Below are 25,232 nucleotides of genomic sequence, written 5' to 3' on the forward strand. Positions count from 1 at the left end.
CCGGACGGATGTTCGGACCGTCGTGCGGCGTTCGTCCCGTTCGGTCCGGTTCCCGTCCGGCCGATTCGGTCGTTCCGACCGAATCCTTCCCGTCCCGGCGAGTACGCTGGATCCACACCCTCCACCGCCGGTGGTCGCCGTTTCATTGTCCGCCCCGTCGGAGTCGCCCAGCAGAGGTGAACGCATGAAGCGTCCCAGGCCGTTCGTGGTGCTCACCACGGCGGGAAGACTGTATACCCGCCCCCTGCGCCACCGGCTCCGGTGCAAGCAGGGTTACAGCCTGTGTGTGCGACTGGGTCCCGTCGAGGTGTCGGGGCATCGCCTCGTCCTCCGGTCACCCCGTCTGTCGGACTGGTCTCGCTGGCAAGCACTCCGGATCCGCGACCGGCGGTTCATCGAACCGTTCTGGACCTCGTCCTCGCTTCCCTGGGAGGAACGCCACAGCGAGCAGGCATGGGTCGACGAGTACCTGCACGCCCGCAGCGAGGCCCGGGCAGGACGTGCCCTGCCCTTGGTCATCGAGGTGGACGGCCTGTTCGCCGGACAGTTCAATCTCGAACATATCGACCGGTGGGCGGGTCTGGCAGAGGCGGGGGTATGGATCGATTCGACCCTCGCCGGCAAGGGTGTCGCCCTGGCCGCCGCCCGGATGCTCGCCGACTACGGGTTCGGTCCCCTCGGGCTGCACCGCATCACCGCACCCGTGTGCGTGGGAAACGTTCCCGCGGCGCACTGTGCCGAGCAGACCGGGATGCGCCGGGAGGGCACCATGGTCGGCTATCTCGATGTGGGCGGCTCCCGGAAGGATCACCACCTCTGGGCCATCACCGCGGAGATGTGGGCGGCGGAGAAGGATCGGATTGCGGATCGCGCCGCGCGCTGACCGGCAGATCCACGAGGTCGCCGATGCGGTCGAAGACCGCCCGGCTCGCGCGGATCTGCCGCTCCGCGCGCGTGAGCAGCTCACTACGCATGTCCGGCGCGTCGGCCCAGACCTTTCCGATCACCGCACGGAGGCGGTCCGGCATTCCGTCCTCGTCCAGCCGGACGGTCTCGATTCCGGTACCGAACATGGAGCTCAATCCGGCGAACTTGTCGTCGTAGTAACGCGACGTCGAGAGCCCTACGACCGAGATCCCTTGCGACAGCGCGAAGACGGCCACGTGGTAGGCACCGGTGACGATCATTCGGCACCGCCCCACCCGGTGCGAGAGTGCCCGTGCTCCGGCGAACCTGCCGAGCGGCGGGATCGTCCCCGAATACTCGGCGAGCAGTGGCATCGTCGACCTTCGGTCCTCTGCGTCGTGTTCGGACACGATCAGCGGGACGAGGTGGGCGGCATGGGCAGCGGCCTTCTCGCGCACCGCACGTCCCACCGCGTCGCTGATCGCGGCACCGACCGGGGAATACTCGGCCACTCGCAGACATACGCCGAGATCCGTACCGAGTTCCGCTCGCCGCGTGGAGTAGCCGAGTTCCACCGCGTCGTCCCCCGTCACCACGACGCGGTCCGCAGGGACGCCCAGGGAGTGCAGCAGTTCCGGTCCGCGCAGGTCTTCGCGGAGCCCGATCAGATCCACTCGCGGCAGAACCTGCGCGGCCCGCTCGAGCAGGTCGGGCGCGGTGAGCGGACCGAACCCCTGTCCCGTCATCGCGGTGGGAATTCCCAGATCTGCGGCCCGCTCGAGCAATGTCAGGGTCCGTTCCGTCTGGAACCGGTCGATGTCGGTCATGTATCCGCCTCCGATCGCAACCACCGCGGAAGCGGTGGCCACTGCATCCGGCACCGTCCGGTCTTCGTCCGCTGTTCCCCTCACACGCCGCACCCGCCGGGTGATTCGGCCGGGCACAGCGACCGCAGCGTCCCAAGCATTCATCGGAGCACCCGCGATCCCGGGGCCCAGCAGGCTTGCCGGCCCCGGCCGTCGGCGTCGGCGCGGCCAACTTCCACCCCGTTGGTAGCAGATCGCGTCGACACGCGGTTCATAGGCTCGCAGCAACGCGGGCGCCGAGGTCAGCACCCCGATTCGGGCGTGCGGCCATCGCTCGGCGAACCGCCGTACGGTCTCGTCGAGAATTGCGAGGTCGCCCTTGTTGTTGAGCCAGTACTCCCCGTTCTCGAGGAGAACGCGAACCTCGCACGAAGCACCGCCGGTCGGAGAGAGGACGCGATTCGTCATGTCGGCACCTTCGGGCACTCGCGAACTTCGAACGGTCGGAGAAATATCTGACTGTCGGACCGAATTGTCCGGTCCGACAAGGAAGGACGATCCGTACCGAACAATACCCGATTCTGTGAGCGCCCGTCTCCCGCGGGCGACGAGCGGAGCGATACGGAGACAGGAAACGTCGAATTCACTCGTTCCCCACGAGGTTCGACAGTGCTGATGACACAATCGGATTCTCGACGATTCTCCGAGCGATGGAGTTCGCTCATGACGCATCCGTCCGACCACCGTGATCGATTCTTCGCTCGATCTGCCGAACTGCAGGCACGCCTCCACGAGCTCGTTCCCGGTGGCGCTCACACCTACGCCCGCGGATCCGATCAATACCCCGAGTTCATCACCCCCGTGCTCGAACGAGGAGCAGGTGCCCGAGTATGGGATGCCGACGGCAACGACTACGTCGAGTACGGCATGGGATTACGCTCGGTCACTCTGGGGCACGGTTATCGACCCGTCGTCGATGCCGTCACCGCCGCCGTGACGAACGGGACCAACTTCACTCGGCCGACGACCCTCGAACTCGCCGCCGCCGAGGACTTCCTCGCCCTCGTACCCGCCGCAGACATGGTGAAGTTCGCGAAGAACGGGTCCGATGCGACCACTGCCGCGGTACGACTGGCACGTGCGGTCACCGGTCGTCGGCACGTCGTGGCATGCGATCAGCCCTTCTTCTCGGTCGACGACTGGTTCATCGGAACGACGGCCATGAAGTCCGGGATCCCGGACGAGACCTGTGAACACACACATCGGTTCCGGTACAACGACCTCGGCTCTCTCGAGCGGGCATTGTCGGCACAGCCGACGGCCTGCGTGATCCTCGAGGCCGCGACGGCCCTCGCCGAACCGGCTCCCGGTTTTCTCGAAGGTGTACGCCGATTGTGCGATCACCACGGTGCGCTGCTGATCTTCGACGAGATGATCACGGGCTTCCGCTGGTCCGAACACGGAGCACAGGGCGTGTACGGCATCCGCCCGGACCTGTCGTGCTGGGGCAAGGCCATGGGTAACGGTTTCCCCGTCGCCGCCCTGGCAGGCCGGCGCGAATTCATGGAGCTCGGTGGTCTGCGCACCGACAGCGACCGTGTGTTCCTCTTGTCGACCACGCACGGACCCGAATCGGGGGGGCTGGCCGCCTTCCGCGCGGTGGTGCGCGCGTACGCCACCGAGGATCCGATCGGACGGATGGAGGCGGCCGGTCGCAGGCTCGCGGATGCGGTGAATGCGGCGGCGTCCGATCTCGGCGTCGAACGGTACGTCCAGGTGCTCGGGCGGCCCTCCTGCCTGATCTTCGTCACTCGCGATCCGGATCTGCAGCCGTCACAGCAGTTCCGCACGCTGTTCCTGCAGGAGATGCTCACGCGCGGAGTGCTCGGTCAATCGTTCGTCATCTCGGCAGCGCACACCGACACCGACGTGGACGAGACCGTCGAGGCAGCGCGCGAGGCCATGTCGGTATACCGCCGAGCCCTGGACGCGGGCGGGGTCGCCGGACTCCTCCGAGGCCGGCCCGTCGCTCCAGCGCTACGCGCCCGCGCGGAGCCGAGGCGCCTCGACGACGCATCCACCGGATTTCACTTCTCCCAGTAACGTTCCCACGCATCGGTATCCAGGGCGCCGTAGGGCACGCCGTCGGCATGGGCCGCTTTCTCTGCCGCCCGCACGGCCGCCACGAAATGCATTGTGGCACTGCGCAGCGCGCTCTCCGCATCACCGTCCCCGGTGACTCGTACCAACCGCAACTCGGCCGGGACGAGATGTGCGGGAAGGCCGGCCCGAGTGGCACGCTCGATCACCTTGTCCGTCAAGGAGAGTGCGGGCTGCGCCATCGCGATCCCGTCGAGACACGACGCCCGGGCCTTCTCCGCCTTCTTCGCGACCTCCCACGCCGCCTCCTGTTCCGCGACGTCGAGCGGGCCGGTGTGCCCGTTGGTCAGGTGCGGGCTCCGTGCGGCCAGCTTGGCGACGAGCGTGGCGGCCACGTCCTCGACGGTGAACTGCCCGTTCGCCTCGGCGATCCGCGAGTGGAACAGCACCTGCAGGAGCAGGTCGCCGAGTTCCTCACGGAGCTCGTCCGGATCGCCCGACTCGACGGCGTCGAGCACCTCGTAGGTCTCCTCGATCAGATAACGGCGCAGGCTCTCGTGGGTCTGGGTGACCTCCCAACCCCCGAACGACCACAGTCTGTCCATCACGGCCGCCGCCTCGACGAGAGCGGTGTAGTCGGTCATGCATTCACCGTGGCCGCGCTGTTCAGGTCCACCATCCCTTGCGGTTTGCCGTCGAGCGCCAGCAGGAAGTCGGCGATGTACTGCAGCAACGCCACGTCCCGCACCCGATCCGATCCGACACCGCCGGTCCGTGGGATCGGCAACTGGACGAGGCCGCTGGTCGCACGGTACTGCGCGCCCGGATACAACCGCTTGAGCCGCATCTGCTTCGAGTCGGGCAGTTCCATCGGCGAGATCCGGATCTGGGTTCCGGTGACGGCGACCTCCTCGAGGCCGTACTCGCGGCACAGCAGCCGGAGCCTGCCGACGGACACGAGCCGCTGAACCTCCTCGGGCAGCGGGCCGTACCGGTCGACGAGTTCGTGGACGACCGTGGCGATCGCCGCATCGTCGTTCGCGGCCGCGAGCTTGCGGTACGCCTCGAGACGCAACCGATCGGACGCGACGTAGTCGGCGGGGATGTGCGCGTCGACGGGAAGGTCGACCCGCACCTCCTTGGGCGCTTCGTCGGTGGTGACGGTCCGGCCGTCTGCTGCTGCCCTGTATGCCTCGACGGCCTCACCGACGAGCCGCACGTACAGGTCGAAGCCGACACCCGCGACGTGACCGGACTGCTCGCCGCCGAGAACGTTTCCGGCACCGCGGATCTCGAGATCCTTCATGGCGACGGCCATACCCGCGCCGAGATCGGAGTTCTGCGAGATCGTGGCGAGCCGGTCGTAGGCCGTCTCCGTCAGCGGCTTCTCCGCCGGGTACAGGAAGTACGCGTAGCCGCGCTCCCGCGAACGCCCGACACGTCCGCGCAACTGGTGCAGCTGCGACAGGCCGAGCGCATCCGCCCGTTCGACGATGAGGGTGTTGGCATTGGAGATGTCGAGACCGGTCTCGACGATCGTGGTGCACACCAGCACGTCGAACTCGCGCTGCCAGAAGCCTTGCACCGTCTTCTCGAGCGTGTCCTCGTTCATCTGCCCGTGCGCCACCGCGACCCGCGCCTCCGGAACGAGGTCGCGAAGCCGTTTGGCGGCCTTGTCGATCGAGCTCACCCGGTTGTGGACGTAGAAGACCTGACCGTCGCGCAACAACTCTCGCCGGATGGCCGCGGCGACCTGCTTGTCGTTGTACGCGCCCACATAGGTGAGGATCGGATGCCGTTCCTCGGGCGGAGTGAGGATGGTCGACATCTCGCGGATCCCGGCCATACTCATCTCGAGGGTGCGAGGGATCGGCGTGGCCGACATCGTGAGCACGTCGACGTGGGTGCGCAGCGCCTTGATGTGTTCCTTGTGCTCGACGCCGAAACGCTGTTCCTCGTCGACGACCACGAGACCGAGGTCCTTCCAGCGGACGCCGGTCTGCAGCAGGCGGTGGGTGCCGACGACGATGTCGACGGTGCCGTCGGCCATGCCCTCGATGATCGCGCGCGACTCGGCCGCGTCGGTGAACCGGCTCAATCCCTTGACCGTCACGGGGAAGGCCGCCATCCGCTCGGTGAAGGTCTGCAGATGCTGCTGCGCGAGCAGAGTCGTGGGGACGAGCACCGCGACCTGCTTGCCGTCCTGCACGGCCTTGAACGCCGCGCGCACGGCGATCTCGGTCTTGCCGTAGCCGACGTCGCCGATCACGACGCGGTCCATCGGTACCGGCTTCTCCATGTCGGCCTTGACCTCGGAGATCACCGTGAGCTGGTCCTGTGTCTCGGTGAAGGGGAAGGCGTCCTCCATCTCCTTCTGCCACGGCGAGTCGGGCGCGAAGGCGTGGCCGGGTGAGGCCTGCCGCGCCGCGTACAACCGCACGAGTTCGCCGGCGATCTCCCGAACCGCCTTGCGGGCCTTGCGTTTGGTGTTGGCCCAGTCGGATCCGCCGAGCTTGCTGACGGACGGCAGTTCGCCACCGACGTAACGGGAGAGCTGGTCGAGTTGTTCCATCGGAACGAACAGTTTGTCGCCGGGCTGGCCGCGCTTGCCGGGTGCGTACTCGATGACGAGGTATTCGCGGCGGGCGCCACCGACGGTCCGTTCGACCATCTCGACGAACTTGCCGATGCCGTGCTGGTCGTGGACGACGAAATCGCCGGCGTTCAGGGCGAGCGGGTCGACCTGGTTGCGGCGCTTGACGGGCGTCTTGCGTCCCTCGGTGACGACGCGGTTGCCGGTGAGGTCGGCTTCGGTGACGACGACCAGGCCCGGCACCACATTGTCGTCGTTGCCGGGAAGCACCACGCCCTCGTGCAGACAGCCGCGCATGACACCGACCTGCCCGCGCACCGGTTCGGAGCCGGGTTCGAGTTTCGCGGCGGGGACCTCGTTCTCCTTCAGCCGCTCGAGGACGCGCTGCCCGGTTCCCGTGCCGGCAACGACGATCACCGCACGCCCACCGGCGGTGACGTGCGCGCGCAGGTTCACGAACAGCATCGACAACAGGTCCTCGGAACCGCGGACTTCGGGTGCCGGCTGTACATCGAGGACGATCTCGCTCTCGGAACCCGAGGCGAGCGGGCTCAGCGTCCACCACGGTGTCCCTGCCGCCTGCGCGGCCTCGCGCACCTGGCGCAGCGATCGGTAGGCCGACTCGCCGAGATCGAGCTTCTTCCCGTCCACTCCGTTGAGATTCGAGGTGTCGAGCGGCACCGCACCACCGAGCGAAGCCGCCGTCCACGACGCCTCGAGGAACTCCTGCCCGGTGCGGGCGAGATCGCTCGCCCGGGTGCGGACCTTCTCCGGATCGCAGATCAGCACGTGCGCGCCGGCGGGCAGAACGTCGGTGAGCAACTGCAGCTCGCCGGACTGCAGCACCGGCAGCAACGCTTCCATGCCCTCGACGGGAATGCCCCCGGCCATCTTGTCGAGCATCTCGACGAGCGCCGCGTCGGCCGGGTTGTCCTGGGCGAGCTGCGCGGCCCGGGCCTTGACCTCCTCGGTGAGCAGCAGTTCGCGGCACGGCGGCGCGATGAGCACCGGCACGTCGACCTCGGTGATCGACCGCTGGTCGGCGACGGAGAAACATCGCAGTTCGGTGACCTCGTCGCCCCAGAATTCGACGCGGACCGGATGGTCGGCGGTCGGGGGGAAGATGTCGAGAATGCCGCCGCGCACCGCGAACTCGCCGCGCTTGCCGACCATGTCGACCCGGGTGTAGGCGAGTTCGACGAGTCGCTCGACGAGCTCCTCGAAGTCGTGTTCGGTGCCGACCCGCAGGGTGACGGGATCGATCTCGCCGAGTCCGGGTGCCATCGGCTGCACCAGCGACCGCACGGTGGCGACCACGACCCCGAGTTCGGGCCCGAGGTCGCGATCATCGGGACGGGCGAGGCGACGCAGGAGGTGCAGGCGACGGCCCACGGTGTCGGCGCTCGGAGACAGGCGCTCGTGCGGCAGGGTCTCCCACGAGGGGAACTGTGCGACCGAGTCGCCGAGCATCTCGGTGAGTTCGGCGGTGAGATCGTCGGCCTCGCGTCCGGTGGCGGTGACCACGAGCAGCGGCGTCTTCTCGGCCAGCGCCGCCGCGACGAACGGCCGGGCGGAGGGCGGTGCGACGATCTCCTGTTCGGCGGAACCGGCGAGATCGCCGATCCTGCTCAGTCGGTGGTCGGCCAGCGCGATCCGCGCCAATCCGGACAGTGGGACAGCGGCCGGGGGCACAGCAGACAAGGAAGGCGCTCCTGAGTGTGGGACGAGAACCTTGTCGAGTCTATTCCGCTGCCCCCTCGTGCGTCACCGCGCCGGGGCGCGAGGAGGATCACCGCGCCGGGGCGCGAGCAGGTCGGCGCTGTTGGCACCGAGCTCACGGGCCGCCCAGCCGGCCAGTCCGGCGAGCAGTTCCTCGTCGCCCGCCTCGCGCCGGGCGTCGTCGGTGAGCCAGCGACGTCGCACCATCCTCAGCAGGGCTGTGCGGGTGCGGGCGGGATCCGCGTCGAGCGCGAAGGTGACGAACGCGTCGGGAGTCCACGCTTCGATGCCCGACCGTTCCAGCGCCCCGGTGAGCTCGGGATCGGCGGTGATCACGGCGTCGGCGTGGCACAGCAATGCCACCGACGTCACGTGCGCTTCCCGCGGGCCCGTCACGTGCGGCACCTCGCGCAGGACGGTGGTGGGCCAGACCACGCGGGCGTCGGGGAAGGCGCGGTCGAGTTCGGCGAAGAGGAAGTCGCGGGCGGGGCGCAACAGCTCCTGCGGGAGCCGACGGTCCACCTCCGCGACGATCCCGTCGCTCCAGAAGGGTTGATACAGGCCCTCTTCGGCCAGGGCGAGCGCCACATCACGCAGCCGGGGACGGGAGAGCACCGTCGCACCGAGTACCACTCGAACCGGCATCGTCACCCTTCGTCGAATCGTGTGCCCGTCCATGCTGTCGTCACGGGTCGCACAGTACTGTCAGAACGGGTCGTACAGGCCCTCGCGACGCGTGAGGTCGGCGAGACCGTCGAGGACCGTCGTGACCACCTCCGCCTGCCGGATCGCGAGTTCGCGGACGTCGGAGCGCGACACGCGCCGGTGCAGGCCGTGGAAGTCTGCGGCGAGCGCGCCCGTGTCCACCAGGTGGGCCACGTAACGGCGGGAACAGCCGAGTACGTCGGCGGCCTGGGCGATCGTCAGCAGGGGCGGCACGACACCGATGGTCACGGCGGTGCCGGGACCGAACCGGTCGAACAGGCGCGCGAGCGCTGCGGGTGCCTCGTCGGCGGAGAACGGACCGAAACTCACGACGGCAGCCGCAGGCGGCGCTCCACGAACTGCCGGAAGTATTCGAGCTTGTTCGCCGGCACCAGCGCGGGCAGGATCATCCGCCACATCGAGCCCGTCCGTTCGGCGAGCCGATCGATCGCCTTGAGGGCGTTCGCCATGATCCGAGCGCCCATCGCCTGCTCGAGGAGCAGCAGGGAGACGGCGTGGACGTCGACGTCCTCGACGAGGTCGCCCTCCTCGGCCGCCCTGGTGGCCAGCTCCTGCAGAGTGCTCTGCCAGGTCTCGTAGGGCCGGTGCTCGGTGCCCTGGTAGTCGCCGATCTCGACGAGCAGACGGAACATCGCCCGCACCACCGGATCGGTCTCGGCCATGTCGACGTGGAGTACGGACAGATCGATCAGTGTCTCGAGAGCCGGGGAGCGGCGGTCCATCTTGGATTCGGCGGCGGCCGCGAAGCGCAGATACCCGGAGTCGATCACTCCGCGCGCCAATTCTTCCTTCGAACCGAAATGGAAGTACAGCGCTCCCTTGGTGACACCGGCCTCCTCGATGATGTCGCCCAGATTCGCGTCCGCGTATCCGTCGCGGACGAATACGGTCGCTGCGCCCTGCAGCACGGATTCGCGCGTCACTTCTGCGCGTACTTGTCGTCCCACCACAGCCTGCCTTCTCACGGGTATCCCTACGATAACGCCGCTTACCCGGAAGTAGAGAGCAGACGCTCCCGAAAACGAGAGGACTATTCGGAAATCGGGGGCTCCCCGAGCTTCGGGTCCGCTTCGAGACCGATCAGGCCGTTCCAGCACAGGTTCACGAGGTGGGCTGCCACATCTTCCTTCGACGGGGTGCGGCGATCGAGCCACCATGTCGCGGTGGTGGCGACCATACCGACGAGCGCCTGGGCATAGAGCGGAGCGAAGTCGGGGTTGAGGCCGCGGCGGGAGAAGTCGCCGGACAGCAGCTCCCCCACCTGCCGCATCGCTTCGTTGAGAAGGCTCGAGTAGGTGCCTTCCTCGGCCGACATCGGCGAGTCGCGCACCAGGATCCGGAAACCGTCGGTGCGTTCCTCGATGTAGGTGAGCAGGGCGAGCGCCGCACGCTCGACGCGGATCCGCGAACGGTTCCGCGTGAGGCTCTCGGTCACCATCGACATCAGGACCGTCATCTCACGGTCCACGACCACCGCGTAGAGACCTTCCTTGCCTCCGAAGTGTTCGTAGACGACGGGCTTGGAGACCTGCGCCCGCTGGGCGATCTCCTCGATGGAGGTGCCCTCGTAACCGCGCTCGGCGAAGAGGGCGCGGCCGATCTCGATGAGCTGTTCCCGACGCTGCGTGCCCGTCATCCGGATCCGCGGAGTGCGCTCGGTCCGCTTCTGCGACGCCTGCGACACATGTCCTCCTTCGGCGGCGGGGCGTACTCGAACGTTCGACAGCCTATCCATTCCCGATCCCGCCACCCCAGGTTCGACGCCGACGCCGTCTCGTGCAAGGATCGGGGGCGCACGTCCGCCGGTTCCGCCGCGGAGGTGTGGCAGTCCGCCGTGGTGTAATCGGCAGCACCTCTGATTTTGGTTCAGATAGTTCAGGTTCGAGTCCTGGCGGCGGAGCGGGAACCGTCCCGGGGAGCCTCAGCGCTTCCCCGGTGCACGCACGGACCGGCGTGCAGAAACGTGTCGAGGGAGCTACATGCAGGTGCAGACCGCGATCGTCGTGCTGGCAGCCGGAGCAGGAACAAGAATGCGGTCGAAGACACCGAAGGTGTTGCACACCCTCGGTGGCCGCACGATGCTCGCCCACTCCCTCTACGCCGCCGTCGCGCTCGAACCCTCCCATCTCGTCACGGTCGTCGGGCATCGCCGCGCGGAGGTCTCCGCCGAGGTGACCGCCGTCGCCGAGAGTCTCGACCGCGAGATCCGGGTGACCGTCCAGGACGATCAGCTCGGCACCGGTCACGCCGTGGAGTGCGGCCTGGGCGCCCTGCCCGACGACTTCGACGGCACGGTGGTCGTCACCGCGGGCGATGTCCCGCTGCTCCGCCCCGACACCCTGCGTGAGTTGCTCGCCGCGCACCTCGACCCCGAGCCGGCCGCGGTAACCGTCCTGACCACCACGGTGTCCGAGCCCACCGGGTACGGCCGCATCGTCCGCACCACCGACGGTGATGTCGCCGGGATCGTCGAGGAGAAGGACGCGTCCACGACGCAGCGCGCGATCCAGGAGATCAACACGGGCGTGTACGCCTTCGACGCGGCCGCGCTGCGGTCGGCCCTGGGCAAGTTGAGCGACGACAATTCGCAGGGCGAGCTGTACCTGACCGACGTCGTGAAGATCGCCCGCGGAGAGGGCCTGGCCGTCCGCGGTGTGCACACCGACGACGCCGTGCAGGTCTCCGGCGTCAACGACCGCGTCCAGCTGGCCGCACTGACCGCCGAACTCAACCGGCGTCTGCTCGAGCACTGGATGCGCGAGGGTGTCACGGTGATCGACCCGGCGTCGACGTGGATCGACGTCGACGTCGTTCTCGGCAGCGACGTCACCATCCATCCCGACGTGCAGTTGCGCGGCCGCACGGTCGTCGCCGACGACGCGGAGATCGGCCCCGGCACGACTCTCACCGATGTGCGGGTCGGCGCCGGCGCCAGCGTCGTGCGCACCCACGGCTCCCACGCGGTGATCGGCGCGGAGGCCACCGTCGGACCGTTCACCTTCCTGCGTCCCGGCACCGAACTCGGCGCGTGCGGCAAGCTCGGCGCCTTCGTCGAGACGAAGAACGCGCAGATCGGGGCGCATTCGAAGGTTCCCCACCTCACCTATGTCGGCGACGCGGAGATCGGCGAGCACTCCAACATCGGAGCGTCGAGCGTGTTCGTCAACTACGACGGGGTGCAGAAGTACCGCACGGTCGTCGGATCGCACGTCCGCACCGGGTCGGACACGATGTTCGTCGCCCCCCTCACGGTGGGCGACGGCGCCTACACGGGCGCCGGAACGGTACTCCGCCGCGACGTTCCTCCGGGGGCGCTGGCGGTGTCGGGTACGCCACAGCGCAATATTGAAGGGTGGGTCCAGCGCAATCGCGCCGGTACCCCCGCTGCCGAGGCAGCATCGAGAGCACAGCAGCAGCACGACCACGATCGGCAGAAGGACGGCCAGAACCAGTGACCAATTGGATCGACAACCAGAAGAACTTGATGCTCTTCTCCGGCCGGGCTCATCCCGAGCTGGCGGAACAGGTCGCGAAGGAACTGGGTGTCCCCCTCACCCCGCAGACGGCACGGGACTTCGCCAACGGTGAGACGTTCGTGCGCTTCGAGGAGTCGGTGCGCGGTTCGGACGCCTTCGTGCTGCAGAGCCACCCGTTCCCGCTGAACCAGTGGGTCATGGAACAGCTCATCATGATCGACGCGCTCAAGCGTGGTTCCGCCAAGCGCATCACCGCGATCCTGCCGTTCTACCCCTACGCCCGTCAGGACAAGAAGCACCGTGGGCGCGAGCCCATCTCCGCTCGCCTGATCGCCGATCTGCTCAAGACCGCCGGCGCCGACCGCATCATCACGGTCGACCTGCACACCGATCAGATCCAGGGCTTCTTCGACGGCCCGGTCGACCATATGCACGCGCAAGGTCAGCTCGCCGAGTACATCCGCGGCAAGTACGGCGTCGAGAACATCGCCGTGGTCTCCCCCGATTCCGGTCGCGTGCGCGTGGCCGAGAAGTGGGCCGACACTCTCGGTGGTGCGCCGCTGGCGTTCATCCACAAGACCCGCGACCCGCTCGTGCCCAACCAGGTCAAGTCGAACCGGGTGGTCGGTGAGGTCGAAGGCCGCACCTGCATCCTCATCGACGACATGATCGACACCGGCGGCACCATCGCCGGCGCGGTGAAGATCCTGAAGGAGGCCGGTGCGGGCGACGTCATCATCGCGGCCACCCACGGCGTGCTCTCCGATCCGGCCGCCGAGCGCCTCGCCGCGTGCGGAGCCAAGGAGGTCATCGTCACCAACACGCTGCCGATCCCGGAGGAGAAGCAGTTCGACTGCCTCACCGTGCTGTCGATCGCCCCGCTGCTCGCGCAGACGATCCGCGAGGTCTTCGAGAACGGCTCGGTGACCTCGCTGTTCAACGGGGTCGCCTGACCTTCGGTTCCACGACGGGGCAGACTGTCCGGGTGTTCACCGGATTTCCCGTCGCGGCCCTCGACTTCTACGACGATCTCGAGGCCGACAACAGCAGAGCATTCTGGGCCGCGCACAAGGCCGTCTACGACGACTGCGTGCGCGGCCCGATGCTTGCCCTGCTCTCGGAACTCGGGGAGGAGTTCGGTGAGGGCAAGGTCTTCCGCCCGTACCGCGACGTACGGTTCAGCAGGGACAAGTTGCCGTACAAGACCCATCAGGGTGGATTCGTCTCCGTCGCGCAGAGCGTCGGCTACTACGTCGAGATCAACGCTGCCGGGTTGCGGGTGTCCGCGGGCCTGTTCCACGGTTCGTCCGAGCAGATCGCCGGCTACCGCACAGCGGTCGATCACGAGCGGCGCGGTCCGGAACTCGGGAGGATCGTGCGCAAGCTCGAACGGTCGGGCTACGAGATCGGGGGCGACCGGCTGAAGTCCCGGCCGCGTGGTGTGGACGCCGATCATCCCCGCATCGAACTCATGCGGCACCGGTCACTGTGGGCCGGTCGCACCGAGATCTCACCTCCCTGGATCGACACTCCGCGCACTCTCGAGGAGGTGCGTTCGGCGTGGCGGGAGTTCCGGCCGTTGGTGCGCTGGCTCACCGCCGCCACCGCAACGTGATCCGGCAGACCGGGTGGTATGGAAATGCTGTGTGGCGCAATGGTTTGAGGACGCGCCGGGACGGGAATGATCTTCGTCACGCCGCGCGAAATCGTCGCAGGTCGGGCGGGACCCCCTCCCCTGCATAACTCCGCTTTCACCTAAAGTGGCACCTCGTGACCGACGCGCAAACTCTCGAAGCCCCTACGGAAAACGCGACAATCCGAACGGTCCGACGATGGTCGCCGGGTGCGTGCGTCTGGTGTGGCGACACCGACTCGGTCGAACTCTTCCGCAACGAACCTCGCTGTGCCACATGCCGTAAGCACGAAGCCGTCATCGACGAGGCCCGCAAGTTCATGGGCATGTACGGTCTGCGGCCCATCGGCGGCACCCTGCAGTCCGACGACGAGGAGGAGCACGAGCACCGCCTCGCCGCTCGCGAGGCCCGCCGTGCCCTCAACGACATCCGTCTCGCCGAGCAGCCCGATCCGGCGCTCGTGCGCAAGGCCCTGCGGCCCCGCGCCACCGCGATCACCGACAGCCATCTCGGTACCTCCGCTCAGGCGTCGACGCGTCCGGCTGCCGCGACCCGGAACTCGTCCTCGCCGGCGTCGAAGCCGGTGAAGTCCGCCGCCCCGGTCCGCACGGACGCGGTGGACGTCGAGGAGATCCAGACCCGTGCCCTCGCCCTGCTCGACCAACTCTCCGCGATCGACGCGCAGCTCACTCTCGTCGCCGAGCAGAGCGGCCTTGCCGCCCGTGCCCGGCGCAGCGACCTGGAGAAGCAGAAGGCGACGATCCTCCGCACCCTCGCCGCACTCGAGAAGGCACGTCTGAGCGCATCCGGCCGCTAGCCGCCGGCCCACGATCGCAGCCCCGCCCGCGCCGACGAGTTCGCTCGACGGTCCGGTGCCGGGGCTGCCGTCGTTAGCGCACCTCACAACTGCTCTCGTTACCGCACCTCACGACAACGGACCAGGTAGTCTGTGATCGACCAAGGCCTGTCGGGGGGCACTGTTCGGGCCTTCCCGCCTGCGCAGATCCGGACCGAAGCCTTCCGAAGGAGTGCGCGTGAGTGTTTCCGACTCCCCTCGCGTCGGTGCACCCGCGTGGCGTTCACTGTCCTCGGCTCTGGCACGCCCCCGTCTGTTCGCGTGCCTCGACCGGTGCTCCACGCTGACGGTGATCGACGCTCCCCCCGGTTTCGGCAAACGCACCCTCGTCGCCGGATGGCTCCACCAGGGCGGCGCACCCGACCACACGGTCGTCTGGGTTCCCGAACTCACCCGCCCCCGCGACGGCGACCTGCCGGAGTGTGTCCTCGACATCCTCGTCGACCATCCGGCCGTCGAGGTCACCACCGACGGCTCGCCGTTCGATCGGGTGGTCCGTGCCCTCCGCGATCTGGGATCACCGTGTCTGCTCGTTCTTGCCTGCGTGCCGGCACCGAACGCGGCCCGGATCCTCCGGGAAACTCTGCGGTTGCTCGATCACTGCCCGAAACTCGATGCGATCGTCTGCCTTCCGGGCAACAACATCGATCTGAGCGAGGTCATCACCCGCGGGATGGAATGCACGTACATCCCGGCCCCCGATCTGCTGTTCACCGTCGGAGAGACCACCCGGCTGCTGAACTCCACCGGAACCGCACGCTCCGACGGCGAATGCGAGGCGGTGTCCCGCGTGCTCGGTGGTGTACCCGCCCTCGTCTCGGCAGCCACGGGACTCGCCCGTAACCGCCCGCAGCGGTTGATCGACAACCGGGGATTGCCGACCACGGCACTGGAATGCCTCGTACGGACCCATGTCGAGGGCCTGCTCGACGACCTCGACGCCGCCGAGTGCGACTTCGCATACTCCGTCGCGGTAGCCCACAGCCTCACCGCCGACGAAGCAGCCGAGCTGACCGGCGTGGCCGACGCCGAAGCCCGGCTGACCGCGCTCGCCGCAGCGGGGCTTCTGATGGATTCCCCTTACCGTGATCCCCGGACCTGGCGCTGGCCCGACGCGGTGCGTTCGTGCGTCCTGGATATCTCCCGCCGGGCACGACCCGGGCACGCCGACGCCCTGCTCGGCGAACTCGCCCGGGCACATCGCGACGCCGGAAATCCCGCCGAAGCGTCGATCTACGCGGTCGAGGCCGGCGACTGGAAGACCGCCGTGACGATCGTCGAGGAGTCCTGGGCGCACATGGTGGAGCGTTCCTTCGACGTTCTCGTCAAGGTGCTCAGACAGATCCCGGATGGGGAACTCGAGGACCACCCCTCGGTACTGGCCGGTCGCGCGCTGTTCACGCAGATGCTCGACGAGCATTCGATCCTGCACGCCTCCCTGTCCACCGACGTCGACGAACTCGTCGAGCTCGGGAGGACGGCCGAAGCCGCCCAGGCCGTGTACGTCGCGACGGTACAGACCCTGACGCTGCGGGTCTCGGGCGAATTCGGTGAAGCCGCGCGACTGACCCTGCTGTTACAACCGCTCGTCGGGTCGATCCTCGAGCATCGACCCGACGACCTCGCCCCCCAGCTTCCGCTGTTGCGCCTGCAGTGGGCGATCACGCTCCAGCTCGCCGGATATCTCACCGAGTCCACCGCCGCCTTCCGGCGCGCCTACCGCGGTGCCTATGCCGCGAACATCGCCTTCGCCGTCCAGAACGCCGCGGGAAGTTCGGCCCTGAACTGGGCGGCCGTCGGCGACCTTCCGCGGGCGCGGGAATGGTTGCACATCGAGAGGCGCGCCGAGCAGACCGAAGGTCGCTGGGGCGAGATGGTCAAGGTGAGCGGCCGAGTGGCCTCCGCGCTCGTTCATCTGGACGCGCTGGATCTCGACGAGGCTGCCGGATATCTCGACACAGTGGGTGTACCCCGCGTCTCGGAAGAACTCTGGGGATTCGTCGCCTATGCGCGTGCCTCCTACGACCTGGCCACGGGTCATGCCTACGACGGGCTCACCGGATTGCACCGGTTGATCGCGTCGCACCACGACCTGTACGGACACGGAGCCTTCTGTCGCAGAATGCTCGGCGCAGCCGAGATCGATCTGCATCTGGCGCTCGGAAACGGCAACCTGGCGCGTGCCCTCGCTGCCGAGCAGTCGGCAGACCATCCGATGTGCGTGGTGGCGGCGGGACGGGCCGAACTGTTCACCCGTCATCCCGAGGCCGCGTTGAAGAAACTCAAGCGCGTCCCGTGGACGGAATGCGGATATCCGCGCGCCCATCTCGAATCGTTGCTCGTAGCCGCCGGCGCCCACCTCGACCTCGGCGACGAGAACGGCGCCGCGAGGAACTGGCGGCGGGCCTGCGCTCTGGCCGAGTCCCTCGGCAACCGCCGTGCGTTCACCACCCTCCCCGGCGATGTCACCGAACATCTGGTTGCCCTGTCGGGTCGTCCGGTTCCGGGCGGGCCCGTCGGGTCGGTCTTCGCCGAGCCCGTGACCCACGTCGAATTGTCCCCGCGAGAGACGGACGTTCTCGAACTGCTGGCACTGGGATCGACCCACGCCGACATCGCGAAGAAGCTGTTCGTCTCGCACAACACGATCAAGACCCAGCTGCGCAGCATCTATCGCAAGCTCGGGGTCCACACCCGGGTGGAGGCGATCGGCCGGGCGCGCGATCTCAGGCTGCTGCCGGTCCGCCGGTCGCTGTAGACGAAGTCGCCCGCATCCGGGCCGCGAGCCGCAGATCGAGCGCCCACACTACGCCCGCGAGCACCGCCAGACCGACGCCGAGCACACACACCGCGGGCCACCCGCCGACCGACCACGCCGCCGTGCCGAGCGCCGATCCCGATGCGGCCCCGACGAAATAGCCCGTCATGTAGACGGAGTTCACGCGGGAGCGAGCGTCGGGATCGAGGGCGTACACGATGTTCTGATTCGTGATCTGCACGAGATTCAACGCGAGGTCGACGACGAGCATCCCCACGACGAACCACACCAGCGAGCTCCCGCCCGCGGCGAGCGCGGCCCACGACGCGACCAGCGTGACCACGCCCACGGCAGTCGTCTGCGGTCCGTACCCGCGGTCGACGAGCCGTCCCGCGACGGTTGCCGCGACCGCACCGGCCGCCCCGGCCAGGCCCACGAGACCGATCTGCAGGTCGTCGAGGCCGAACGGCGGGTCGGACAACAGGAACGCCATCGTCGAGAACAACGCGCCCACCGATGCGAAGCCCAGGCCCCCGAGAATCGTCCGGGTCCGCAGGCGGGGATGCCGGACGATCAACGTCCCGAGCGATCGCAGAGTGCTGCCGTAGCCCTGCCGGACCGCCGGCGGTGTCGCCGGAAGCACCCGCCACAACGCGAGGGCCACGATCACCATGGCCACCGCGCTCACCCGGTAGACCGTCGTCCAGCTGTCGCCGAGTTCGGCGAGGATGCCTGCGACACTCCGGGCCACGAGGATCCCGACGAGCAGGCCGCTCATCACGGTACCGACCGCGCGACCCCTCGATTCCGGCGTCGCGAGGGTCGCTGCGAACGGCACCAGTACCTGCGCGGCCACCGAGAACAGACCGGCGATCGCGGTGCCCACCACGAGCACCCCGATGTTCGGTGCGAAACCGCTCAGCCCCTGACCCGCCGCCGCGGCCAGCATGAGCATCACCACCAGTCGCCGCTGCGGGAACATGTCGCCGAGCGGCACGAGGAACAGCAGGCCGAGAGCGTAGGCGACCTGTGCGACCGTCACAGTGGAAGCGGCGGCCGATCGGGAGGTGTCCAGCGCTTCGGCGATGGAGTCGAGCAGCGGCTGGTTGAAATAGTTGCCGCCCACACACAGACCCGTCGCCACGGCCATGAGCACCAGGACCGGGGTCGTCAGGACGGCACGGGAGGACGTCATGTCCTCCAGCGTCCCGTGTGGGCGCGGCGGAAGTCGAATCGCCTCGTCGGCCGCCTGTCGAGGGCTACTCCCGGGACGCGGCGAGCAGGACGAACCGTCCGTCCGGATCCACCCATTCGTGCCGGACGACGAATCCCGCGTCGGCGAGTTCCTGCGAGATACCGACGAGGCGGAACTTCGCGGAGATCTCGGTCCGGATCTGCTCCCCCTCGGCGAGGGTGATCTGCAGATCGAGGCCCGGGATACTCACGTCCATCGCCTCGGTCGCTTCGAGGCGCATCTCGATCCACTCGTTCTCCGGGTCCCAGACGGCACGATGCACGAACCGGGCGGGATCGAAGTCGGCGCCGAGCCGGGCGTTGAGCACCCGCAGGACGTTCCGGTCGAACTCCGCCGTCACCCCCGCCGCGTCGTCGTAGGCGGCGATCAGGGTGTCGCGGTCGATGACGAGCCCGGCGCCGAGCAGCAACCACTCGCCGGGGTCGAGGATCGCGGCCGTCCCGGCAAGGAACTGTGCGCGCTCGCTCGGGACGAGGTTGCCGATCGTGCCGCCGAGGAACGCGATCGCGCGTTTCCCGCCGGCAGGAAGATGCGCGAGCGAATCGGTGAAATCGCCGACCACCCCGTGCACCGTCAGGTTCGGATACTCCGCCGCCAGTCTGGTGACGGCCGACCGCAACGCCGGTTCGGAGACGTCCTGCGGCACATAGGTGTGGAGATACGGTTCGAGGGCGTCGAGCAGCACGTGCGTCTTCTCCGACGACCCGGAGCCGAGTTCGACGAGCATCTCGGGGCGGGCGGCGTCGGCGAAGTCGGCGGCGTGCTGTCGCAGCAGGGTGAACTCGGTGCGCGTCGGGTAGTACTCGGGCAGCCGCGTGATCTCGTCGAACAGTTCGCTGCCGCGCGCGTCGTACAGCCAGGTCGGTGACAGGTACTTGGGATCGGACGTGAGTCCGCGCCGTGCGTCCTCGCGCAGTTTGGCGTCGAGGTCCTCGGGGCGCAGATGCACGTCGACGATCACGGTGAGCCGACCTCCAGTGGTGAGACGATGAGTTTGCCCGGCATCGCAGCGACGAGATGCCGGTCGGGTACGGGTTTCCAGCGACTGTCGTCGTCGAACGGTTCGGACGCCACGATCGCGGTCTGCTCGTCGACGAACGTCCACAGCGAGTGGTACCAGGCCGTGGCCCAGATCCCGGACTCGTTGCACAGCAACATGTTCAACCGCGAATCCGGCGCGAGTGACAGCACGTCGTGGGTGAGCGAGATCAATGTCGGTTCCGGGTCTGCGCAGCGCAACCGCGACTGCAGCAGGAGCCACAGCGTGGCGGCGTCGGTAGGGGATTCGAGCCGCAGCAGGTCGGCGACGGGCAGCGCGCCGGCGAGGGTGACGAGCGATCCCGGCCAGCCCCGGACGACGCCGTTGAGGCTGAACGCCCACCGGTCGTCGGAGAAGGGTGCGGCCGCCGACCGTTCGACGGGCATCCCCTCGGTGGCCGAGCGGGTCGCGGCGACGATCGTGCGCGAGCGCACCGAGCCGAGCCCTTCACGGAGGAAGGAGTCGGACCAGATCGGCGAGGCCGACCGGTACCGTCCGAAGACGCCCTCCGCACTCCACCACCCGACACCGAATCCGTCGGCGTTGATCGTTCCTCCCCCACGCATGTCGGTGGGTGCCCAGGACTGGCGGAGCAGCGAATTCGTCCCGGTCGACAGCAGTGCGGCGACATTCGTCTCCGGTCCGATGTACGCCAGATGTCTACACATCGCCCGTCCCGTATGCGACGCGCAACCCGGCGAAGATCTGACGGCGGACGGGGAGATCCCAATTGCGGAAGGTTCCGCGGCACGCGACTTCGTCGGTGCCGAACGATCCTCCGCGCAGCACCCGGTGGCCCTCACCGAAGAAGACCTCCGAGTACTCGCGGTACGGGAATGCGCGGAAGCCCGGATACCCGGTGAACGGTGTGGACGTCCACTCCCACACGTCGCCGATCAGCTGGTGCACTCCGAGCGGTGACGCCCCACGCGGATAGGCACCTGCCACGGCCGGACCGAGGTGGCGCTGACCGAGATTGGCGTGTTCGGGACCGGGATCCTCGTCGCCCCACGGGAATCGACGGCTGCGACCGGTGGCCGGATCCCAGCGTGCCGCCTTCTCCCATTCGGCCTCGGTCGGCAGACGCCCGCCGGCCCAGCGGGCGAACGCCTCGGCTTCGTGGAAACACACGTGAACGACGGGTTCGTCCGGATGCAGCGGCACCGCTCTACCGAACACCGTTCTTTTCCAACCTGTTTCGTCGCGACTCCAGAACTGCGGAGCCTCGAGTCCGGCGTCGAGGCGATGCCGCCGGCCCACCTCGCTCCACAGTTCGCGCCGCGCGTAACCGCCGTCGTCGACGAACTCGAGATAACGCCGGTTGGTGACGGGCACCGCGTCGAGTTCGAACTCCGGCACGTCGACGACGTGGGCCGGCCGCTCGTTGTCGAGGGCCCACGGATCGGTGGACGTGCCCATCTCGAATGCACCGGCCGGAATCCGGATCCGCGCGGTGTCGGGAACGCTTCCGGTGCGCCGCGCCTCCGGAGCGTCGAGCAACGGAGAGCCCTGCCGCAGTTGATGGGTCGCGAGCATCGTCTCGCCGTGCTGCTGTTCGTGTTGTGCGACCATCGCGAAGACGAAACCGTCGCGGGTCAGCTCGTCGTCGAAGGCACTGTGCTCGAACACGTCCCAGGTGAGATCGCGGACGGCACGCGCATAGCGACGGGCCTCGTCGGGGTCGAGCAGCGGCAGCTCCGTGCGGGTCGCGCGGGGATGCCGGAACGCGTCGTAGAGATCGTCGATGTCGCCGCGCACGGGTGGCCGCCCGCCCGCGGCCCGCACGAGCCAGAACTCCTCCTGGTTGGCGATGTGCGCCAGATCCCACACGAGTGGGCTCATCAAGGGTGAATGTTGTGCGGTGAGATCGTGTTCCGGCACGGAGGTGAGCGCCTCGGTGCGGGCACGCGCCCGCTCGAGGTGACGCCTGAGCGCAGCACGAGCAGGGGTCACCGCACCTCCTCGCCCGGCGCCAGCCCGCGCAGGCACCGCGCCGCGGCCGCGTCGAGTGCCGCGGTGAACCGCATGTCGCGCGAGGACTCCGCCGCGAGTGAGAGCAGGCTCGCTGCGGCAGCACGCAATTCGAGCGAACGGAGACCGACTCGGGCCGCCTCGGCCCACCGGTCGCGCACCGGGGCGACGATCGCACACGCCTCCGCGGAGACCTCCGGAGCGGAGAGCAGCGCTTCGAGGGCTGCGACGGGCACCTGCCACGAGTCGGCCGGCTGGGCATCGAGGTAACGCACCTCGAGATGGCCGCACGGACGAACGGGCGGGAACAGCGTCGTCATGTGGTAGTCGAGGTCGTCGACGGTGGGCCGGCGACGGATGTCGGCGTCGAGGTCGCCCGCGAGCCACGCCGCGAAGGTCGCGCCGGGCGGTGCGTACCACTCGGGCTGATCCGAGCGCACACAGGTCAGCGGCGCGTCGAGAACCCACGCGGGGTAGTCGCCGGGGTGGGGGACGTGGGTGAGGTCGGGATCGAGTTCGAGCCACGTGCGCATCCGCTGCGACACCCAGTCGCCTTCCGGAGCGCCCCGCAGCCGGGGCGAGCACGCGAAGGCCGCGATCATGGCCGGGGCGATGGCGTGCAGCAGCTCCCAGCGCCGCACGACCTCCACCTCGTCGCGTCCCATGTCGACGGAGATCTGAACCGACGCAGTGCTGTTCATCATCAACCGGCCCATCGGGCCGATGCGGTCGTAACGGAGTTCCATCGCCCCGTAGCGCGGGGTCCGCAGCAGACGATGCGGAGGCCGCACCTCGTCGGCGGCGCGGTCGAGCATGATCACCGACCGGCGGGCGAGCAGCGCCCGGAGCATGCGGAGGTCGGCCGTGAGCCGATCGCACACCTGCCGCGCCGAGGTGCACGGCACGCTGGACAACTCCACCTGGCCACCCGGCTCGACGCTGACCGTGCTGCCCGACGGCAGGGGTCGCGCGGACGACGACGGCGCGACCGTGCGCGGGGCGTGCGGTCCGAGCGCCTCGACGAGGGTCGCGAGTTCGGGACGCGACTCGGTGCCGTCGGCCCGGGCGGTGAGCCACTCGAGCTCGACCCCGATCAGTCTCGGGACTCCCAGCCGGAACGCTTTGTTGCGGACGTGATCCTCGGCGTCCGCACGGGAGCCGAGTACCGTCCGGGCACGGGAGGCCGCGGCATCGACTGCCATCGCCATTCGTCCACCCCCTCGGCCGGTGCGCCAGGTATGCGGTCGAGACTAACCCGCCCGGGGACACGACGCGCGGATAACGCACCGGTACGTGCGCGAACGGACACCAGCGGGCAGGCTCGACCCCGACGATACGGTCGGCAGAAGGAGGTGCGGGTCCGTGCTGGACTTGCAGGCGGCTCGACGCGACACACCGGGATGTTTCGACCGGGTCTTCCTCGACAGCGCGGGATCGTCCCTGCCCCCGACGCCGGTGCTGGACACGATGCTCGCGCACCTGCGCCGTGAGGCCGAGGTCGGCGGGTACGTGGCGGCCGACGAGCGACTCGACGACCTGACCGCCGTGAAGACCTCGCTCGGTCGCCTGTTCGACGTACCGGAGACCTCGATCGCGCTGTCCGACGGTGCCTCGCGGGCGTGGACGTCGTTCTTCTACGCCGTGCCGCTGCGACCGGGCGACCGCATCCTGATCTCGCAGGCCGAGTACGCCGCGAACGCGATCGCCGCGTTGCAGCGCGCGCGGGCCACCGGCGCCACCGTCGAGGTCGTGCCGTCCGATCCGTCCGGTCGCCTCGACGTCGAGGCACTCGAGGGGATGCTCGACGAACGCGTGCGACTCGTGTCCGTCGTCCACGCCCCCACCAACGGCGGACTGGTCAATCCCGTACGGGAGGTCGCCGACGCCGCGCACGCGGTCGGTGCGCTCGTACTGCTCGACGCGTGCCAGTCGGTGGGACAGCTACCGGTGAGCGTGCCCGAACTCGACGTCGACGCGCTGTCGGGCACCGGACGCAAGTGGCTCCGCGGTCCCCGCGGCACCGGCTTCCTCTACGTGCGGCCGCGGCTGGTGACCGAACTCGAACCGGCGGTGCTCGACCTGCACAGCGCTTCGTGGACCTCGCCCGACAGCTACGAGCTCGCGCCGGACGCCGCCCGCTTCGAGATGTGGGAGGCCGGGGTGGCGGCCCGGCTCGGGCTCGGTGCAGCCGTGGACTATCTCCTCGAGCTGGGGGTGGACGCCGTGGCCGAGGCGGTGGTCTATCGCGCCGGGCACGTGCGCGACGGGCTCGCCGGCATCGGCGGCGTGACCGTCACCGACCTCGGTGAGCGGCACAGCGGCATCGTCTCGTTCACCGTGGACGGACGCGACCCGCGGGAGGTCCGCGACGTCCTGGCCGAGCGGTCGGTGACGGTCACGGTCAGCGGTCGCAGTTCGACCCTGCTGGACATGACCGCGCGCGATCTGCATTCGGTGGTGCGGGCGTCACCGCACTATTTCGTCTCCCCCGCCGACGTCGACAGATTCCTCGGCGCGGTGCACGACCTCGTCCGTTCGTGAAGCCGCGCCGGTCGCGCGCTGCTCGGCACCGGGGGTCGACGACAGGGCTGTTTGTCCCGACTCGATGTCGTCCGGTAATGTGGTTCGAGTTGTCTCGGCGAGGGTGAACCGCAATATCGCTGGATCACCGTGATCGACGCGGCTGCGACGGAAGCAATGTGCTCCCCGGTCGCACGTGTCGGATCCGTTCGTTCGAGAACACCCGACCACGAAGTGCCACCAGCGTAGGAGCCGTCACATCATGTCCGACGAGAATCGTCTCGTAGCCAGCGTCCGCACCGAGTTCGGCAAGGGTGCCGCACGCCGCGCCCGTCGCGCCGGCCAGGTCCCCGCCGTCCTCTACGGCCACGGCACCGAGCCACGGCACCTCGGCCTCCCCGACCTCGAGTTCGCGGCCGTGCTGCGTGCCCACGGCACCAACGCCGTCCTCACCCTCGACATCGACGGCGACGAGCAGCTCGCGCTGACCAAGTCGGTCGTCGTCCACCCGATCCGCCGCTACATCGAGCACGCCGATCTGCTGGTCGTGAAGAAGGGCGAGAAGGTCACCGTCGAGGTGCCCGTCGTCCTCCGCGGCGAGCCCGCCTCGGCGACCCTCGTCGTCAACGAGGTCAACACCATCAAGCTCGAGGCCGACGCCCTGAACATCCCCGAGGAGATCGTCGTCTCCATCGAGGGCGCCGCGCCCGGCACCCAGATCCTGGCCGGTGGCGTCGAGCTGCCCGCCGGCTCCACCCTCCAGGACGATCCCGAGCTGCTGCTCGTGAACATCGTCGAGGCTCCCTCCGCCGGTGCCCTCGAGGGCACCGAGGGCGACGCGGCGGCCGAAGAGGCTTCCGAGGAGGCCTGAGC

The 25,232-nt window shown here is 68.6% G+C and carries 21 protein-coding genes and 1 tRNA gene; 10 read left to right on the forward strand and 12 right to left on the reverse strand.

Annotation, left to right across the window (positions count from 1 at the left end; translation table 11 throughout):
• Window positions 1-184: 184 nt before the first annotated feature.
• Window positions 185-883 (forward strand): GNAT family protein, encoded by a 699-nt coding sequence (locus tag EQ874_RS12685; RefSeq protein ID WP_082920976.1) that lies wholly within the window; start codon window positions 185-187, stop codon window positions 881-883.
• Here EQ874_RS12685 and EQ874_RS12690 read toward each other — a convergent pair.
• Window positions 825-2,180 (reverse strand): polysaccharide pyruvyl transferase family protein, encoded by a 1,356-nt coding sequence (locus EQ874_RS12690; protein WP_129976987.1) that lies wholly within the window; start codon window positions 2,178-2,180, stop codon window positions 825-827. The genes EQ874_RS12685 and EQ874_RS12690 overlap by 59 nt on opposite strands.
• A 255-nt stretch (window positions 2,181-2,435) precedes the next feature.
• Between EQ874_RS12690 and EQ874_RS12695 the strand changes: the two genes are divergently transcribed.
• Window positions 2,436-3,815 carry a glutamate-1-semialdehyde 2,1-aminomutase gene (locus EQ874_RS12695; protein WP_064064641.1) on the forward strand — a complete coding sequence of 460 codons (1,380 nt, stop codon included), beginning with the start codon at window positions 2,436-2,438 and terminating at the stop codon, window positions 3,813-3,815.
• Here EQ874_RS12695 and EQ874_RS12700 read toward each other — a convergent pair.
• The 6 genes from EQ874_RS12700 to EQ874_RS12725 all read right to left on the reverse strand — a co-directional run bounded on the left by EQ874_RS12700 (window position 3,800) and on the right by EQ874_RS12725 (window position 10,486).
• Complete coding sequence (locus EQ874_RS12700; RefSeq protein WP_129976988.1) at window positions 3,800-4,456, reverse strand: MazG family protein; 657 nt, start codon at window positions 4,454-4,456, stop codon at window positions 3,800-3,802. The two genes, EQ874_RS12695 and EQ874_RS12700, sit on opposite strands and share 16 nt — an antisense overlap.
• Window positions 4,453-8,106 carry a transcription-repair coupling factor gene (mfd, locus tag EQ874_RS12705; RefSeq protein WP_207213540.1) on the reverse strand — a complete coding sequence of 1,218 codons (3,654 nt, stop codon included), beginning with the start codon at window positions 8,104-8,106 and terminating at the stop codon, window positions 4,453-4,455. The genes EQ874_RS12700 and mfd overlap by 4 nt, the downstream gene beginning before the upstream one ends.
• Before the next feature lie 63 nt (window positions 8,107-8,169).
• On the reverse strand, window positions 8,170-8,769 hold the full coding sequence (locus EQ874_RS12710; RefSeq protein ID WP_129976989.1) for a PIN domain-containing protein: 600 nt from the start codon (window positions 8,767-8,769) through the stop codon (window positions 8,170-8,172).
• Window positions 8,770-8,829: 60 nt separating this feature from the next.
• Entirely contained in the window at window positions 8,830-9,159 is a 330-nt protein-coding gene (locus EQ874_RS12715) for a helix-turn-helix domain-containing protein (protein WP_129976990.1), read from the reverse strand.
• Window positions 9,156-9,797 (reverse strand): ScbR family autoregulator-binding transcription factor, encoded by a 642-nt coding sequence (locus EQ874_RS12720; protein ID WP_064064715.1) that lies wholly within the window; start codon window positions 9,795-9,797, stop codon window positions 9,156-9,158. Before EQ874_RS12720 ends, EQ874_RS12715 begins: the two co-directional genes overlap by 4 nt.
• A gap of 83 nt (window positions 9,798-9,880) precedes the next feature.
• The gene (locus EQ874_RS12725; protein WP_172506143.1) at window positions 9,881-10,486 is read right to left on the reverse strand and encodes a TetR/AcrR family transcriptional regulator; all 606 of its coding nucleotides are present in this window, start codon (window positions 10,484-10,486) and stop codon (window positions 9,881-9,883) included.
• A gap of 192 nt (window positions 10,487-10,678) precedes the next feature.
• Between EQ874_RS12725 and EQ874_RS12730 the strand changes: the two genes are divergently transcribed.
• The 6 genes from EQ874_RS12730 to EQ874_RS12755 all read left to right on the forward strand — a co-directional run bounded on the left by EQ874_RS12730 (window position 10,679) and on the right by EQ874_RS12755 (window position 17,574).
• Window positions 10,679-10,750, forward strand: a tRNA-Gln gene (locus tag EQ874_RS12730).
• 79 nt (window positions 10,751-10,829) lie between these two features.
• Window positions 10,830-12,305 carry a bifunctional UDP-N-acetylglucosamine diphosphorylase/glucosamine-1-phosphate N-acetyltransferase GlmU gene (gene glmU, locus EQ874_RS12735; protein WP_129976991.1) on the forward strand — a complete coding sequence of 492 codons (1,476 nt, stop codon included), beginning with the start codon at window positions 10,830-10,832 and terminating at the stop codon, window positions 12,303-12,305.
• Entirely contained in the window at window positions 12,302-13,279 is a 978-nt protein-coding gene (locus EQ874_RS12740) for a ribose-phosphate diphosphokinase (RefSeq protein ID WP_084421861.1), read from the forward strand. Before glmU ends, EQ874_RS12740 begins: the two co-directional genes overlap by 4 nt.
• A gap of 32 nt (window positions 13,280-13,311) precedes the next feature.
• A complete protein-coding gene (locus EQ874_RS12745; protein ID WP_129976992.1) occupies window positions 13,312-13,941 on the forward strand; it encodes a DUF2461 domain-containing protein in 630 nt (209 codons plus the stop codon).
• Window positions 13,942-14,096: 155 nt separating this feature from the next.
• Complete coding sequence (locus EQ874_RS12750) at window positions 14,097-14,777, forward strand: hypothetical protein (protein ID WP_129976993.1); 681 nt, start codon at window positions 14,097-14,099, stop codon at window positions 14,775-14,777.
• Between the two features lie 217 nt (window positions 14,778-14,994).
• The gene (locus tag EQ874_RS12755; protein ID WP_129976994.1) at window positions 14,995-17,574 is read left to right on the forward strand and encodes a LuxR C-terminal-related transcriptional regulator; all 2,580 of its coding nucleotides are present in this window, start codon (window positions 14,995-14,997) and stop codon (window positions 17,572-17,574) included.
• Here the strand turns inward: EQ874_RS12755 and EQ874_RS12760 are convergent.
• From EQ874_RS12760 to egtA, 5 genes are all read right to left on the reverse strand, one after another.
• Window positions 17,543-18,769 carry an MFS transporter gene (locus tag EQ874_RS12760; protein ID WP_129976995.1) on the reverse strand — a complete coding sequence of 409 codons (1,227 nt, stop codon included), beginning with the start codon at window positions 18,767-18,769 and terminating at the stop codon, window positions 17,543-17,545. The genes EQ874_RS12755 and EQ874_RS12760 overlap by 32 nt on opposite strands.
• 64 nt (window positions 18,770-18,833) lie before the next feature.
• The gene (egtD, locus tag EQ874_RS12765) at window positions 18,834-19,790 is read right to left on the reverse strand and encodes an L-histidine N(alpha)-methyltransferase (protein WP_088899095.1); all 957 of its coding nucleotides are present in this window, start codon (window positions 19,788-19,790) and stop codon (window positions 18,834-18,836) included.
• Complete coding sequence (gene egtC, locus EQ874_RS12770) at window positions 19,787-20,536, reverse strand: ergothioneine biosynthesis protein EgtC (RefSeq protein ID WP_129976996.1); 750 nt, start codon at window positions 20,534-20,536, stop codon at window positions 19,787-19,789. Before egtC ends, egtD begins: the two co-directional genes overlap by 4 nt.
• A complete protein-coding gene (gene egtB, locus EQ874_RS12775; RefSeq protein WP_129976997.1) occupies window positions 20,529-21,821 on the reverse strand; it encodes an ergothioneine biosynthesis protein EgtB in 1,293 nt (430 codons plus the stop codon). The genes egtC and egtB overlap by 8 nt, the downstream gene beginning before the upstream one ends.
• Window positions 21,818-23,047: an ergothioneine biosynthesis glutamate--cysteine ligase EgtA gene (gene egtA, locus EQ874_RS12780; RefSeq protein WP_165369247.1), complete on the reverse strand. Its 1,230-nt coding sequence runs from the start codon at window positions 23,045-23,047 to the stop codon at window positions 21,818-21,820. The genes egtB and egtA overlap by 4 nt, the downstream gene beginning before the upstream one ends.
• 154 nt (window positions 23,048-23,201) lie before the next feature.
• Between egtA and EQ874_RS12785 the strand changes: the two genes are divergently transcribed.
• A complete protein-coding gene (locus EQ874_RS12785; RefSeq protein WP_129976999.1) occupies window positions 23,202-24,380 on the forward strand; it encodes an aminotransferase class V-fold PLP-dependent enzyme in 1,179 nt (392 codons plus the stop codon).
• Between the two features lie 241 nt (window positions 24,381-24,621).
• Window positions 24,622-25,230 (forward strand): 50S ribosomal protein L25/general stress protein Ctc, encoded by a 609-nt coding sequence (locus tag EQ874_RS12790; RefSeq protein WP_129977000.1) that lies wholly within the window; start codon window positions 24,622-24,624, stop codon window positions 25,228-25,230.
• The last annotated feature ends 2 nt before the right edge of the window (window positions 25,231-25,232 follow it).

Source organism: Rhodococcus sp. Q1, assembly GCF_004153645.1.
Lineage (GTDB): Bacteria > Actinomycetota > Actinomycetes > Mycobacteriales > Mycobacteriaceae > Rhodococcus > Rhodococcus gordoniae.